The following is a 13,957-nucleotide window of genomic DNA, read 5'->3' as shown; positions in this document are numbered from 1 at the left end:
TGGGCCGGGGAGCGCTGAAGGCCTCTCTGGACGGGTATTGCCGTCTGGAAACCGCGCATGGCGAGACAGCACTGGTGGCCGACGACGGCTCGATGATGTCGCTCTTCCGGCTCGACGGGTTCCGGTCCTTGCCGGGAGAGGAGGATGTCACCGAAGCCTGCGACCGGTTGCGGGTGGGCCTGTCGCCGTTCTTTTCCAAACCAGGACTGGCCCTGCAGTTCTGGTTCGGGCATTCGCCGGAACTTGGTACACGCGAGGTCGAGACCATCATCGATGACAGCGCCCGCGTTGCGCGTGACAATGCGCTCGACTTACATGATCTTCTGGACGAGCGCCGCAAACTGCTCCCATCCAAGCTCTATGGCGAGCGCTGTTATCTGGCGCTGTGGACACGCCCCTCCTTGCTGACGGCGGAAGATCGCAATGCCAGCCTGAAACGGCGCACGAAAGTGCTGAATGCCGCGCCACCGATCTCGCTTGGTCAGATCCCGGATACCGCGCTTGAAGGCCTGGCAATCCGCCATGACAGCTTTGTCACGGCTTTGGGGCGCGAGTTCAATTCGGCGGGTATCGCGCTCGAACTACTAAACAATTATGAGGCACTGAACGCGATCCGCAAGATCGTGGCGCCCGACACGTTGGGTCTCAACCACCCGTGGCGCGCGACATTGCCGGGTGACTATCTCAAAGCACGACTGCCGAGCCTCGGGCGCAACATCACACGCAAAGATATCTCCAATCTCGTGTGGCCAAAGCTGTCGGAACAGATCTTCACCGACCATGCCGAGGTGATCGACAGCAAGATCGTGCGCATTGGCAACACGGTGTTTTCCGGTTTCGACATCGTGCTGCCCCCCGAAATCGTTGTGCAGTTCAATGAGCTGATCAGGCGCGTGATCGCCAACGGCACCAGAATCTCATGGCGCTGTTCTATCCTGATGGAGAGCGGAGGGTTCGCAGGGCAAATGTTTCGCGAGCAGCTGGCGCGGCTGCTGGCCTGGACCGCCCCCACACATAACGGGCGCATCAAGGAGAGCTTCGAGCGTTTGCGCCAGACCGATGGTGACGGCAACACCGTCATCCGCTGGCGCGCCTCCTTCGCGGCCTGGGCACCAGCCGACGAAGTTGGCCAGCTGCGCGCCCACGTCTCATCGCTGCAGGAGATGGTAAAATCCTGGGGCAATTGCCACACCAACGCGGTTGTCGGTGACCCGCTGGACTGCGTGATGTCGTCTGTGCTTGGCCTTTCGACCGCCTCGACCGCCGAAAGCTGCGCTGCCGACCTGTTGGACGTCCTCGCCATGGCCCCGATCGTGCGGCCCGCCTGCCCGTGGCAGCGCGGGTCGATCATCTTTCGCACCGCGGACGGCAAGCCGTTCCCGTATCAACCCGGCTCGTCGAAACAGAATGCCAGCGTCGATATCATGGTCGGCACGCCCGGATCCGGTAAATCGGTTCTGATGAACGCGATCAATCTCGGCGTGGCGCTGTCGCCGCAATCCGGAAGGGGCGGGGACAACCAGGCGATCCTGCCGCGCATCGCCATCATCGATATCGGCCCGTCCTCGTCGGGCCTGATCAGCCTGATCCGCGACGCCCTTCCGCCGAACCGGCGACACGAGGCGATGTTCCACCGGCTGAAAATGGTGGACCGCGATGCCGTCAATCCGTTCGACACCCAGCTTTGTTGTCGAAAACCGTTTGCCCATGAACGCGCGTTTCTGGTGAACCTGATCGGGCTGATCTGCACACCTGAAGATGCCAACGTGCCCTATGACGGTGTCTCGCAGCTGGCCGAGGCCTGCGTCGATGAGGCCTATCGCTATTATTCCGATGAGGTCAGCCCGAAGCGCTATTCGCCAACCATGGATCGCCATGTCGATGAAGCGCTGAAGAAGCATCATTTCGAAGTCGATGAAGAGACCACCTGGTGGGAGATCGTCGACGTCCTGTTTGCGAAGAACGAGCATCATGCCGCAGCCCTCGCGCAACGCCTGGCCGTGCCGATCCTCGGCGATCTAATCCCGATCTCCAACGCAGAGACCGTGCGCGAGCCCTTTATCAAAATGCGGGTGCAATCGACCCAGGAACCGATGGTCGGCGCGTTCCAGCGTCAGATCACCGCCGCGATCAAGCAGTATGTGATCCTGTCGAACCCGACCCGGTTCGATGTCTCGGGCGCACGCATCGTTGCCTTCGATCTGGCCGGTGTGACCGAAGCGACCGGCAAGCGCGGGCGCAAGCAGACGGCGGTCATGTACATGATGGCGCGCCAGACGCTGACGTCTGACTTCTGGCTCGACGAGGACGAGATCAAGGGTTCCGATCTGCCCGACGCCGTGCGGGCACATCATCTGCTGCGCTTCCAGAACAACCGCCAGATGCCCAAACGCATCTGTATCGACGAATACCACCTGACCGGCGGACTCGGCATCCGCGATCAGGTCGTCGCAGACGTACGGGTCGGCCGCAAGGCTGGCGTGCAGATCTCACTCGCCAGTCAGCTGATCGGGGATTTCGACCATTCGATCCGCGAACTCGCCACCAACATATTCCTCTGCAACGTGCCGACCGCCGAGAGCGTGCGCACGGTGATGGACACCTATGATCTGCCCGCCAGTCTGAAACCGGTGATCAGCCGATTGAGCGGGCCGGAGCCGGGCGAGGGCGCGCCGATCGTCGCCATCTTCAAGCTGAAATCCCAGACCTATGTGCAGCACTTCTATAACCAACTCGGGCCCATCGAACTTTGGGCGCTGTCGACAACTGCCGAAGACACGGCGTTGCGCGCGATCCTCTACGAGCGGCTCGGCAGTCCCGAGGCGCGCCACATCCTCGCCCGTCGCTTTCCGGCCGGGTCGGCAAAGGCGGAGATCGAGGCGGAACTCGAGGGGCTGATGTCTTCCGGCAAGATGCTCGACGAGTCCGCACGCTCGAACGTCATCTCCCGCATGGCCGACGATCTCGCGAAAGGGGCATTTCAATGACATTGCGCGCAAGACACAGGCGGTCACCGCTCCTCGTCTATCTGGCTGCACTGCTGGTCACGTTGGGTGTGCTGTCCGCGCTTGCCGAGGACAGTCGCGAGAACAACCAGCCTGGCGGGGATATCGCGGTCCAGCAGCTCTCCTTCGCGCGCAACGATCAACAGGCGCTGAACATCGCGCGGCAAATGTATGGTCGCGATTTTCCTTACGTGAAGGCGATCCGGGTCTGGCTGGAAACGCCGAACGACGATCCCGAGCAACTGTTCCTGAAGATCGGCAAGAGCCGCAACTGCGAGACCGAGTGCTTTAACGTCGTGCTGTTCCACAACGAGAAATGGCTCGAAATCTATCGCAGGCCCGCCGTCGACGCGCTTGGGCTGTCAGTGGTCACACCGACCGGTATGCGTTCGATCCTTGAGGACGGGCGGGTCTGGACGTGGAGCGGTCAGGCCTACACGCCTCAACCCGATCAAACGGGCATGGTGGAACGCGAGGCCAATGAGGCGGAGCTGGCCCTCGTTAGCAAAGAGTTGGGGGCAAACATCGACGAGACGACGGCGACGTCTTTTGGGCCGCCCGAAGTCAGCGTCTATGAGGTCGAGATACTGCTCGGCGGCGAAAAAATCATTGTGGTGCGCTCACCCTATTATTGCGGTCAATCATTCTGTCCCGTCTTTCTGATCAACAATCTTGGTCAATCCTACCGGATGATCCAGGCGCTTGAGGGTGTGGTCGGCCTCTCCAGAACCTTACGAGACGAAAACGGCTTTCGCGGCATCGAGACGCTCAGCCGTGGCGGTGTGACGGTGATCTCGCCCTCGACCGGCGCAGTGATGGAGACGATCCCGACCCAGCCAGTTGCTATCGCAGGGACCGTTAAATGAGCCGCTTTCCCCATATCGGCTATCTTGGCATTGCGCTCGCCCTCTGGGCTGGAACCGCCCTGGCGAGCGACTATGCCGATCTGATCCGCACGCAGGAATCTGGCGGCAACTACGGAGCCTTGAACACGCAAGGCGGCACGGCGGCAGGTGCCTACCAGATCACCGCCGGGACGCTGGCGAGCCTTGGCTATGTAAACCATATTGGCGGGTCGTACGGCAGCTGGAGCAACTACGAATGGACGTCGCTGGCGACAGTACAGGGCGTCACATCCTTGAGCGGTTTCCTGACTTCACCCGCCGGGCACGCCTTGCAGGACCAGGCCTTCGACACCCTGACGACACTCAATCTTTCGGCGCTATCAACGCAAACACTGGGGTTGGTTGGTCAGACCATCAACGGCGTGACCTTCACGGAAAGCGGGCTGCTGACCGCGGCGCATTTCTTGGGAGCCGGCGCGCTCAACGACTGGGTCGCGAGCGGCTTTGATCCGACCGTGTTCCCGCAGAGCTATCTCGATGCCAACGGCTTCAGCTCCTACGCCGAGCTGCAATCGCACCTGATGAACCGCATCGGGGCCGCGTCCGACACAATGTACGCGGGCGGGACTGGTACGGGCGGCAGCTTTGCGCAGACCACAGGCTTTCCAGGCTTCGGCGCAAAACGTCCCATCCTCATTCGCGAAACACCCCCTTTCCAAGGGGAACGGACCAGTCTTGGAGGCACTCAATGACCAGACCATGCAGACATGACATGCGATACGTTTTGAGTGCGACGCTTATCGCGGGGCTGGCCATCGTGAGCGCGCCAAAAACCCACGCGCAAGTCGATGATCAAATCCTGCAACTCTTCCCGTCCGGCGGCCAGGGATGCACCGACACGGTGAAGCTGAACCTCACCAATGCGATCCGATCAGGCATCGAAGCCGAAGTCCTGCGCGGCGAAGAGGCGCTGAAAAAACCGCACTCCATCGCGGCGCTTGGATGTCTCGACAACCTGCTCGACGTCAACCTCGACATCGCGATCCAGGTGCCAAACCTGCAAGGCATCTTCCAGGCGGCGGTCAGTCAGGCGCAGGGCCAGATCTGTTCCTTCGCAGAAGGTAAGATGAACGAGCTCACCGCCCAGATCACCAATCTACTCCAGCTGCCGAGTTTCAACTTCCTGCCGATTGGCGGTCTGACAGGCAATTCGACAACTTCGATTGGCGGCGTGGATCTGAACACCGGCGGCGGTCAGGTGGGGCAGGGGGTGACGCTCAACGGCACGACGACCAGTCCGACCAATTTGGATGCGGTCTATGACCTTATCTATGGAGGCGGAAATGCCGAATAACATCCTGTCGAAAATAACGCTTGGAAAATGGATCGCGCTCGCGGTCGTTCTGGCGGCGATCGCATTCGTCTTGTTGATCCAATTCACGTCATTTCAGATCCCCAAGAGCGTGACCGAAGGCAGATCGAAACCTCAGGACCCCGCTGGAATCCAGAGCCAGGGGAGCACGGAGACGCGCACCAACCTCGATGAGGTCAACGACATCATCCGGGGCAAAAAAGGGAATGCTCGGAGCGAGGGAGTGGGAAATGACAACTGATCAACCGACGACGCATCAACCACGTGTGATGGGGAGCGCACTGTCGGTTTTTGCCGCGGCGTGGCTGTTCACGCTTTCAACGCCGGGATACGCCTTTGGCGGCTGTTCCTGTGGCGGCGTGCAAAACATCGTTCGCAGCGCGCGGATCAATGTCAACAATCACACCACGGAGGTCGGCAACTACATCGTCGACAACATCCTCAAGGGTGTGGCGCAGCTCTCGGCGTACTCCAAACGCGAAACCGAAGCCGCGAAGCGCATCGCCGAAGGACGCGACCAGAACGCCGTCCTGCTCGAGCGCCAGAAAATCCGGGCAGCGGCCGAAGGCGGCCGGTATGATCCGGCCACCTCCGCCTGCATCGATCTCTCCGGCGTGTTGAACTTTGGTGGCGGGCAAACCAGTCAGGGCGTCGGCGGTATCGACATCGCCAACCTGTCGCGCAACCGGTCCTACGGCAACGGTCCGGCCGGGGCACCGGTCCGCTCCGGCGGTCTGGCGCTCGCCCAAGAGATCAAACTTGATCGCGACACCCTGCGCAACGTCGGCGGATTTGCGGATCCGACATCCGATGTCCGGCTCTTGACCGAGGCCATCACGCTCGACACCTCCGACCAGCAGGTCGCACAGGCGTTCGCGCGGATGGTCAACAACATGGTCGATCCGCTGCCGCCGAAACCGGTCACCACCGAGGAAGCGAAAACACCGGCTGGCCTTGCGCGCATCGCCGCGCGCCAGATCGATGCGACACGCCGGTCGGCCTCGCACGCGGTCTTCACCTATCTGGGCGACATTGCAACCCCGACCGGCGGGACGGAACTTGCGAATTGGGCACGGGATGCGGCCGGGCCCGCCTATCCGAATGCTGTGGGTGACAAGGTCTCCTCGCTTCAGGCGGTCGACATCTTCGTTCATTCCCGGTTTGCCAACCCCGACTGGCATCAATCCATCGCGAAAATGTCACCTGATGCGGTGATGCGGGAGCTTCTTCTTACCCAGGCGCTCGATCTTCACGTCAACTGGATGCGCTTCGGTCTGGAACGCCGTGTGGCCGCGGTGGAAGCCGCCGCCCTGGCCTCAACCATTGACGGGACCGAGGGGGCGGGCGGCGGCGCCCCGCTCGGCAACTGACAGACAGGGCTGATCAAACATGGCGCGCAACCAGGATGACAATGAGCCAAAAAAGAGCCGTGCAAGACGCGCGGCCGGGTTCTTTGCGCGCCGTGGTGGCATTCACAGAGCCTTCGAGGCCAGTAGGTTTGGCGCGGATTTCATTTACGATCTTGCCGAACGGGTCCGGCCCAAAGCGCTGGATTCCAAAGGGCTGACAGGTCGCTACGATGACGGTGGGATCGAGCGGTTTCAGGAAATGGCCCGGTCCATGAGCGCGTCCCAGTTACAGCGGCAGTATGAAGGCTGGCGGACGCAGCGAAGCTGTTTCCTATACGCCGGGCTCGTGGCCGTGCTGGCAATCCCTGTTGGTCTCATCTTCTTTGATATCAGCCGGGTGTTTGTCCTCGGGCTTGTTGCGCTCTTTCTGTTCTCGATGTTCCGCGCGGTCCGCGCCGATTTCTTCGCCTGGATCATCGAGCAGGGCCGCTTCGGCGGGTTCTACGATTACATGACCTCGCGCCTGCCGCGCAACATGCAGATCATCCTCCCGCGCCGAAAGCGGGACAAATGAAAGCGATTCTGACCGTCACTCTGGCTTTGGGCCTGCTTCTGGCCTCCAGCGATGGCGGGTTGGCGCAGGCCATCAGTGTGCCGGACATCTTCAGCGGGCAGGGCGACGATCGCTCCAACACCTTCTTCAACCTGATCTTCGGAGACCTGTTCCCCGGGCCGACCGCGAACAACCGCACCGTCATCTCGCTCCTGATGTTGTCGTTCAACAACCTGTTCCTGGCGGTCGGCGGGCTCTTCCTGCTTTACAATATCTTTCAGGGGACGCTGGATTCCGCCCATGAAGGCATCGTGCTTGGCCAGAAATCGACGATCTGGGTGCCGATCCGAATCCTGACCGCCTTCGCCCTGCTGATCCCCCTCGACAATGGTTATAATGGTATCCAGCACGGCATCTCCTACGTGGTGCGCGCAGGCACCGCCGCGGGCACCTTCTTCTGGAACCAGACGGCCGATCTCATCGTCTCCGACGAAGTGCCTATCGTTGGCACCGATTACGTAGGCTCGGATGCGCGCTTCCTGCAGCAGCTCTGGCGCATGGAATTCTGCCGCGCGGCCTATAATTTCGAAGTCTCCAAGGGCGGCGATCTGCAACTCGTCAGCGGCGGTATCTGGTCCGACCTTGCCCCGGCCTCCGCCACCGATCTGATCGACGGATACACACCGCAGATCCTGACCTATTCCACGCCCACCATCACAAGTGCCTGTGGGTCGGTGACGCTGCCGCCCGCGACCGCGGCACTCAAACGTATCAGCCCGGCGACGAACATGGACACCATCAATACCGGCATGCGCGCTCTGATCGATGCACTCCGCACCGAGATGCGCGGCTCCGCCGAGACAGTCGTCGCGAAGATATCGGCCCGCGACACGATCGCACCGGGCGATTTCCCGAACCTCGCCGCCATGATGCGCACGTTGCGCCAGCAACATTCCGCGATCGTCAATCCGATCGTGAACCCGAGCGCGCTGTCCACCCTGGTTCAGACCGAGAGTGGGACGCCGATCAGCCTGCAGATCCAGTCCATCGGGTCGGACGGGAGCGGTGCACTGTCCGCACCAACCGCGATCGCGGGCGATCTCAAGACGGGCGGCTGGATGATGGCCGGATCCTATTACATGCTGATCAGCAAGATATCCGGCGACGCCAACGCGGTTGCGGGCATGTTTCCGACGGCAACGCCGGGCACGCTGATCTCGACGACGCTCAGCGGCGGAGTCCAGAACACGCTGGCGACCGAGCTCGGCAGGGCCTACTGGTTCCAGAGCAATGCGGACCGCGATGCGCAGAAGATATTGGCGGGGATCGGTGCGAGCTATAATGCGAGCGTGGCGGCCTGGAACGAGGCAGCCGCCAATGCCGGGCTGCGCGAGTTCATCACCGAGCGCGCCTACGCCGGGGACGATGCCTCCTCGCCGGAGAACTTCCTGCCACCACCGACCAACCTGCTGAAAGGTATCCAGCTGCTGGCCCCTGACACGATCACGGTCGATCCGATGATCGGGCTGATGGCCTACGCCTCGACCTTTCTGACCTATGCCGTGGTTGCGATCGGGGTGCTGGCGACCGCCTCCGCGGTTCCCCTGTTCGGTTCGATCCCCGCGACGCTTGCGTCGCTCACCAGCGGATTGTTCCAGATCGGCATCTTTGCCGCAATTTTCGTCGGTTTCGTCCTGCCCTATCTTCCGGCCGTCATTTGGCTGATCGCTATTCTGGCGTTCATGCTATTGGTGATCGAGGCGGTCTTTGCGGCACCGCTTTGGGCCGTGGCCATGCTGTCGATGGACGGGCACGGAATTTCGTCCAATATCTCGCGCAAGGGATGGTCTCTGCTGCTGATGCTGTTTCTCACCCCGCTCCTGATGGTGTTCGGCTTCCTGCTCGGGATGGTCCTGTTCCGGATCGCGGCTTTCTCGCTCAACGGTATGCTGTTTGCAGCACTGAGTTCACAGATGGCGGCAGATCCAGGTGCGTTTGGGGTCTTATCTCAGTTCCTGACTATGGCGGTGCTGACCGTGTTTGTCGGCTTGCTCTACGTCGTCATCATCGATTGGTCGTTCAGCCTGATCAACGTGTTTCCGGCGCGGGTCTTCAAATGGATCGATGGGATCGGTGACGATCTGGGGGCAGGGACCGCCATGACGGCGCGTGCGATTGGGGCGGGGGGAGCTTATCAAACCGGGGCTGCGGCTGGTGGCACACTTAGCCAAGCCGGCAATATCGGGTTGGCGAACAACCGCGCACGTCCACGACAATTGGGGAACAAAGCTGCCAAGGACAAGTAGCTATCGGCGAAACACGGACATCACCACCAGCGCACCCAAGCCGCCACTGTTGAACTTATGAGGCATATGCCAAGAACTACGATATCCCGCGCGGTTTACCGTCAGGTGCAAAACGAAGATGATCGATACCAATTGCAGGAAGTAAATCGGTTCCGAGATCAGATGCACAGGGATCGCGACCAAGCCGTCAACAAACCCAAAATGCTCTGAACGGCTTTCCCGCCAGGCACCGGCAAACACCTCCACTGAATCCAGCATGTGAAGCATGGCGCGCCAGAAATAGATCATCAGACCGACAGCCAGCCATTGGCCACCGAGATGTACCCAGTAGCCGATCTCGCTATGCGACTGTCGCGTCTTCTTGAGCCATTTGAACATATCAAAGTATGTCCCGGATGGTGCTTTTTTGCCAGCTTTTTGAAATGATATGTAACGTAATATTTAACGATATGCGTGATACTGGAACAATGACTAGAGCTTGATCTGACCCAGAAACCCGATCCCGGCCTGAATAATCCCAGAGACATCCGCCGCCTTGACGATCTTGCGCTGCACCAACTGCTCGGCGGACTGCGTCATCGTCCTGGCGACCAGGTTCGGATTGGAACGGCTGTCCGAAAATATCCCCTTCACGACGTTCACCCACGCCAGGGGAGGAACGCTCAAAAACCGGTCCCGCACGTTCTGATCAAAGACCAGATACTCGCGCAGCGCGACGCGTCCTTTGCCGTCTGCAGTTTTAACCAGCCTTTGCCAGATGATGAGATTGAGCGAGGTCATCAGATCGAAGGAGCGTGCCTCCTGCTCCTCCGACGGGAACAAAAAAGCCATGCGCCGGAGCGCCTCGGCGATCGATCCCGCATGTGTCGTCGTGTTCACCAGATGACCGGTGAGACAGGCTTCGATACAGGCCTCCATGCTTTCACGGTCCCGGCTCTCACCGACATTGATCACGGCAGGCGCACGCCGCATCGCGGCGCGGACACCTTCCGCGAAAGTGGGGATATTCCGGCCAACACCAATTTCCGACTGGCTGATAAAGGACGCAACATCGGCCGCGTCGGTGTTGATGTCGCGGAACGTGTATTCGATCGGGGCCTGCAGATCGATGATCTTGCGAGAACGTTGCCGGTTCTCCAGATGACACCGTGTCATCGCGGCCATGGTCGTCGACTTGCCGTGACCCGTCGCGCCGGCCACGACGATGATCCCGCTCGCTGGCTCCAACCGGTCGCGCAGCTCTTCTTCGAGCCCGACGTCATCCAGGGTCGGTGTTGTGTCGGGCAGGGCGCGCAGCGTGATCTGTACCCCGTTGGTGCCGAATCTTTGCTCACCTGTCGCATTCACCCGAAACCTCTGACTGCGTTTGCGATCAATCTTCTTTTCATAGGAAAAATCCAATGGTCGCCCGGCGCCCACAAGAGACATCGCGTCATTGGCTGACCACAGATGCGCCAGCATCGCCTGGACTTCCGTGATCAGCAGACGACGCTTCGTTGCAAGCTTCTGGTCGCCGTGCAGTTGAACTCGCATCCTCAGGTCCGCGCTGATATTTATGTCGGACGCTCCCTTCATCGCTGCCCCGACCAAAAAATGATCAAATGCCGACAGATCACTGTCGAACCGATTTGGCTCATCCTTCAGGATCGTGACCTCAGCTGCGTTCGGATCATCAGGCTCGAGATTGATCCTATCCAGATCAATCATTTCGTCACCGCATAGCGCCTCTGTAACGGCTTCCACTGGCTGGGATCGCGCACGAAACGGGCGGAGCTGACAATCTTGACCCGGCGCTCACCGATGAAAAGTTCGTCGCCGTCGCCAGCGGATCGACGCTCGCTGGACTGGATCACCAGTTCCCTGACCAACCCGGCCTGAACCATGCGCCGATACTCGATCATGCCAAGATAGTCGCGTTTCAGACGTACAAAGTTGAGTGCAAGCGCTTCGTCAGCTTGCTCGACGCCCGCCTGCCAGCCCTCGGCGGCGAAGCGGTCGAAGACTTGCTTTTCCTCCTTATCTTGCGGCAGGAAGTCATCGTCGGGATCGCTCGCCTCTTCGAGTGGGATGACAAGGTAGTCCCGCCAGGTCGGCACGATCGTGACGATGCGGCCGGGGATCTCGAGGCGGTAGAATTCATCGGCTGCCACAGCGGACTGTCCGCTCTCATCGACATTGATGGCAGCCGTGGCGCGGCTCACGACGGGGGGAAGAATGTATCCCGTCTCTCTCGGGGCGCTGTAGGAAATCCTGTTGAAGTCAAAGGTTCGGGATAGCTTTGGGCTGTCGCGTTCAAGCTGGCGCATGACTTCCCAGACCCGGTGCTGGTAGCCGGCCTGCGCCGAATAGGAGACGGCTGCTTCGCGCAAGAGATCGTAGCGCTCCTCGTCGACCGAGGTCTCATAATTCCCGCGCCGCGTGCGCGCACTGAACTCGGCGAAGTCGGCCGGAGGTCGGTTCGAGCGGTATTGGTCCGGACCGCCGATGAAGATCGGATCTGGCTCCTGAAGTTCGGAACCCAGCGGCTTGAGACTTTCGCACCCGGCCAGGACAAAGACAGCCAAAAGCGGCACCAGCGGTTTAAAACAGTGACGCATCATGTTTCCGTGTCCTCGATATGGGGCACGGGGCTGCGTTCCGGCCTGCTGTAGATGATCGTCATGGTCTTTGTGCGCTGATCGACGACCAGTTCCACCCGGTTCTTGGCTTGAAAGAGCGCCTCGCTCAGCGCGCCCATTGCGGGCAGGTTGCGTTGCACTAAGGTGATCAGGATCGGCGCGCCGGGTTTTTCGCCTTGGGCGGTGACCCGATATCCGGTCTCGAGCGCCATTCTGGAAACGAAGTCTTCGATGGGGCCGGTGAAGGCAGAATGCACGACGGTCATCAGGCGTTCGTCCGTCACGTAGTCCGGGTTCTTGAGAGTCGCGGTGCCTGTCGCGTATGGTTCCAGCACCCCATTGTAGAGCCCCGCATTGGCAATCTCCCGATCCACGACCGAGGTTTCCGCCTCTATCAGGGCGGACAGGCTGGTACTTTCAGGCTCTCTGGCAACCGTGCAGGCGGTGGCGCTCAGAAGCAGGAAGTTCAAGAATATGTTCTGGGCCAGTCGCATCCACGTCCCCATCGTTCGTCCCGTTTATCGGTGAGTTGATCCAAACCCTGTTGCTTTTATATCGTTATATATATTGATATAAAAGCACGTAAGGCAGCAACTTCATAGGTGAGCATGATGCAGACCGACCCGTTTGAGCACATTGCGCGAAAACTTGCCGCTCTTGCCGCAAAACCCGACACCAGCTTTGCGCTGCGACGATACCTTCAGTCTTCAGCAGACCGGGACATTGTCGATGTCATGAACGAAATCGATTGTCTGGCGCGCATCCTCGCTGAACACGCGCCAGAGGGCAGGGAGCCTTAGCCCCCGATCCTTTTGACCGGAATGCCCAGCTTGCGGGCTTTGTCGACGAGGTTCTCGTGAATGCCGGAGCCGGGGCAGGCGATGATGCCTTTCGGCATGGTCTTCAGGAGTTGATCGTTGCGCTTGAAGGGGGCCGCTTTGTTGTGGGATTTCCAGTCGGGCCGGAAGACCACCTGGGTGACGCCGCGGTTCTCTGCCCAGAGGCTCGCGATACGTTCTGCTCCGCTCGGTGTGCCGCCATGCAGCAGGATCATATCCGGATATTTCTCTCTCGAGCCGTCGAGGATCGTCCAGATCGCGTCGTAATCCTGATAGTCGCCGCCGGTGAAGGCGATGCGGGTGCCCTCGGGGCAGTGGATTTCGTTTTTCTTGCGGCGCTCTGCGGAGAGGAAGTTGCGGCTGTCGACCACCGAGGCTGTAAGGTTCTTGTGCGATACCCGCGATCCTGATCTTGGCATCCAGATCGAACCGGTCTCCGTGTGGAAATGGGCGGCTGAGGCGTCCCGCATCGCCTCATAGGCGTCCCGGTGCTCGACAAGTTTTTGTCCACGGTCGAGCTTGCGCTCCAATTCCAGGCTTTTGACCTCTGATCCGTCCTGACATCTCACCAGGTCGCGTTGTTCGCATTCATTCTCATCGAGCTGGCGCTCAAGGCGCGTCAGGCGGCGATGAAAGATGTTGGTGAGCGACCAGAGCATCTCTTGCAGATCCTCTTCGAGCTGTGTGTCGGCGAGAAGCATGTGGCTTGCCTCGACCATGGCGGTGATGGCGGCCTCGGTCTGGTCCTCTTCGGGCAGGGGGCGGTGATCATGTTCGTCTGCGGGGGGGGTCGCGCCGTAAAGGGCGAGATCGTCGAGGACGCTGGCTGTGGCGCTTGAGGCGGGGGTGAAGGTGGAAGATGCGAGGGTCATGGGCTTGGGTCCTTTTGTTGGCTTTGGGTTTCGTCCTGATCCGATTTGGATGGGGCGATAACAGGACCGTCAGCAGCCCGGCTGCACCCGCAGGGCCGTAGCACCGCGCAGGACGGGCAGGGCGCGAAAATTTGTCCCGCGAGGAATGGGCGCGCCCCGCGCCCAGGGGAAATTTACGGGGTCTGCCCGTTGCGGCTG

At 60.5% G+C, this 13,957-nt stretch carries 14 protein-coding genes; 9 read left to right on the top strand and 5 right to left on the bottom strand.

The window, feature by feature from the left end; translation table 11 throughout:
- The first annotated feature begins 74 nt into the window (after positions 1-74).
- Genes DC366_RS15955 through DC366_RS15920 form a run of 8 tightly spaced genes read left to right on the top strand, consistent with a single transcriptional unit; the run spans position 75 to position 9,430 of the window.
- Positions 75-2,987, top strand: a complete 2,913-nt coding sequence (locus tag DC366_RS15955) for a putative type IV secretion/conjugal transfer ATPase (RefSeq protein ID WP_207768741.1) — start codon at positions 75-77, stop codon at positions 2,985-2,987.
- Positions 2,984-3,871, top strand: coding sequence for a hypothetical protein (locus DC366_RS15950; RefSeq protein WP_108693218.1), 888 nt, complete (start codon positions 2,984-2,986; stop codon positions 3,869-3,871). The genes DC366_RS15955 and DC366_RS15950 overlap by 4 nt, the downstream gene beginning before the upstream one ends.
- The gene (locus DC366_RS15945; protein WP_108693217.1) at positions 3,868-4,602 is read left to right on the top strand and encodes a hypothetical protein; all 735 of its coding nucleotides are present in this window, start codon (positions 3,868-3,870) and stop codon (positions 4,600-4,602) included. Before DC366_RS15950 ends, DC366_RS15945 begins: the two co-directional genes overlap by 4 nt.
- 20 nt (positions 4,603-4,622) lie before the next feature.
- Complete coding sequence (locus DC366_RS15940; RefSeq protein WP_108693216.1) at positions 4,623-5,204, top strand: hypothetical protein; 582 nt, start codon at positions 4,623-4,625, stop codon at positions 5,202-5,204.
- Positions 5,194-5,463, top strand: coding sequence for a hypothetical protein (locus tag DC366_RS15935; protein ID WP_133176222.1), 270 nt, complete (start codon positions 5,194-5,196; stop codon positions 5,461-5,463). The genes DC366_RS15940 and DC366_RS15935 overlap by 11 nt, the downstream gene beginning before the upstream one ends.
- A complete protein-coding gene (locus DC366_RS15930; protein WP_133176221.1) occupies positions 5,453-6,592 on the top strand; it encodes a conjugal transfer protein TraW family protein in 1,140 nt (379 codons plus the stop codon). The genes DC366_RS15935 and DC366_RS15930 overlap by 11 nt, the downstream gene beginning before the upstream one ends.
- Before the next feature lie 19 nt (positions 6,593-6,611).
- Positions 6,612-7,145, top strand: a complete 534-nt coding sequence (locus DC366_RS15925) for a hypothetical protein (protein WP_108693213.1) — start codon at positions 6,612-6,614, stop codon at positions 7,143-7,145.
- Between the two features lie 59 nt (positions 7,146-7,204).
- Positions 7,205-9,430 (top strand): DotA/TraY family protein, encoded by a 2,226-nt coding sequence (locus DC366_RS15920; protein WP_165802935.1) that lies wholly within the window; start codon positions 7,205-7,207, stop codon positions 9,428-9,430.
- On the opposite strand, the gene DC366_RS15915 is transcribed toward DC366_RS15920, so the two are convergent.
- From DC366_RS15915 to DC366_RS15900, 4 genes are all read right to left on the bottom strand, one after another.
- Positions 9,431-9,808 carry a hypothetical protein gene (locus tag DC366_RS15915; protein ID WP_108693211.1) on the bottom strand — a complete coding sequence of 126 codons (378 nt, stop codon included), beginning with the start codon at positions 9,806-9,808 and terminating at the stop codon, positions 9,431-9,433.
- A gap of 93 nt (positions 9,809-9,901) precedes the next feature.
- A complete protein-coding gene (locus DC366_RS15910) occupies positions 9,902-11,137 on the bottom strand; it encodes a type IV pilus twitching motility protein PilT (protein ID WP_108693210.1) in 1,236 nt (411 codons plus the stop codon).
- A complete protein-coding gene (locus tag DC366_RS15905) occupies positions 11,134-12,030 on the bottom strand; it encodes a type IV secretory system conjugative DNA transfer family protein (RefSeq protein ID WP_207768740.1) in 897 nt (298 codons plus the stop codon). The genes DC366_RS15910 and DC366_RS15905 overlap by 4 nt, the downstream gene beginning before the upstream one ends.
- On the bottom strand, positions 12,027-12,542 hold the full coding sequence (locus DC366_RS15900) for a DotD/TraH family lipoprotein (RefSeq protein WP_165802934.1): 516 nt from the start codon (positions 12,540-12,542) through the stop codon (positions 12,027-12,029). The genes DC366_RS15905 and DC366_RS15900 overlap by 4 nt, the downstream gene beginning before the upstream one ends.
- A gap of 114 nt (positions 12,543-12,656) precedes the next feature.
- Here DC366_RS15900 and DC366_RS15895 point away from each other — a divergent pair, with 114 nt between their 5' ends.
- Positions 12,657-12,848: a hypothetical protein gene (locus DC366_RS15895; protein WP_108693208.1), complete on the top strand. Its 192-nt coding sequence runs from the start codon at positions 12,657-12,659 to the stop codon at positions 12,846-12,848.
- Here the strand turns inward: DC366_RS15895 and DC366_RS15890 are convergent.
- Entirely contained in the window at positions 12,845-13,759 is a 915-nt protein-coding gene (locus DC366_RS15890; RefSeq protein ID WP_108693207.1) for a DUF2493 domain-containing protein, read from the bottom strand. The genes DC366_RS15895 and DC366_RS15890 overlap by 4 nt on opposite strands.
- Between the last annotated feature and the right edge of the window lie 198 nt (positions 13,760-13,957).

It is taken from the genome of Pelagivirga sediminicola (assembly GCF_003072125.1).
Classification (GTDB): Bacteria; Pseudomonadota; Alphaproteobacteria; order Rhodobacterales; family Rhodobacteraceae; genus Roseovarius; species Roseovarius sediminicola.
This window is presented reverse-complemented; position numbering and strand designations above follow the sequence as displayed.

Coding starts and splice junctions, on each gene's coding strand:
- DC366_RS15915 (WP_108693211.1), bottom strand. CDS start 9,808: ATGTTCAAATGGCTCAAGAAGACGCGACAGTCGCATAGCGAGATCGGC.
- DC366_RS15935 (WP_133176222.1), top strand. CDS start 5,194: ATGCCGAATAACATCCTGTCGAAAATAACGCTTGGAAAATGGATCGCG.
- DC366_RS15940 (WP_108693216.1), top strand. CDS start 4,623: ATGCGATACGTTTTGAGTGCGACGCTTATCGCGGGGCTGGCCATCGTG.
- DC366_RS15945 (WP_108693217.1), top strand. CDS start 3,868: ATGAGCCGCTTTCCCCATATCGGCTATCTTGGCATTGCGCTCGCCCTC.
- DC366_RS15910 (WP_108693210.1), bottom strand. CDS start 11,137: ATGATTGATCTGGATAGGATCAATCTCGAGCCTGATGATCCGAACGCA.
- DC366_RS15900 (WP_165802934.1), bottom strand. CDS start 12,542: ATGCGACTGGCCCAGAACATATTCTTGAACTTCCTGCTTCTGAGCGCC.
- DC366_RS15930 (WP_133176221.1), top strand. CDS start 5,453: ATGACAACTGATCAACCGACGACGCATCAACCACGTGTGATGGGGAGC.
- DC366_RS15890 (WP_108693207.1), bottom strand. CDS start 13,759: ATGACCCTCGCATCTTCCACCTTCACCCCCGCCTCAAGCGCCACAGCC.
- DC366_RS15925 (WP_108693213.1), top strand. CDS start 6,612: ATGGCGCGCAACCAGGATGACAATGAGCCAAAAAAGAGCCGTGCAAGA.
- DC366_RS15950 (WP_108693218.1), top strand. CDS start 2,984: ATGACATTGCGCGCAAGACACAGGCGGTCACCGCTCCTCGTCTATCTG.
- DC366_RS15895 (WP_108693208.1), top strand. CDS start 12,657: ATGATGCAGACCGACCCGTTTGAGCACATTGCGCGAAAACTTGCCGCT.
- DC366_RS15905 (WP_207768740.1), bottom strand. CDS start 12,030: ATGATGCGTCACTGTTTTAAACCGCTGGTGCCGCTTTTGGCTGTCTTT.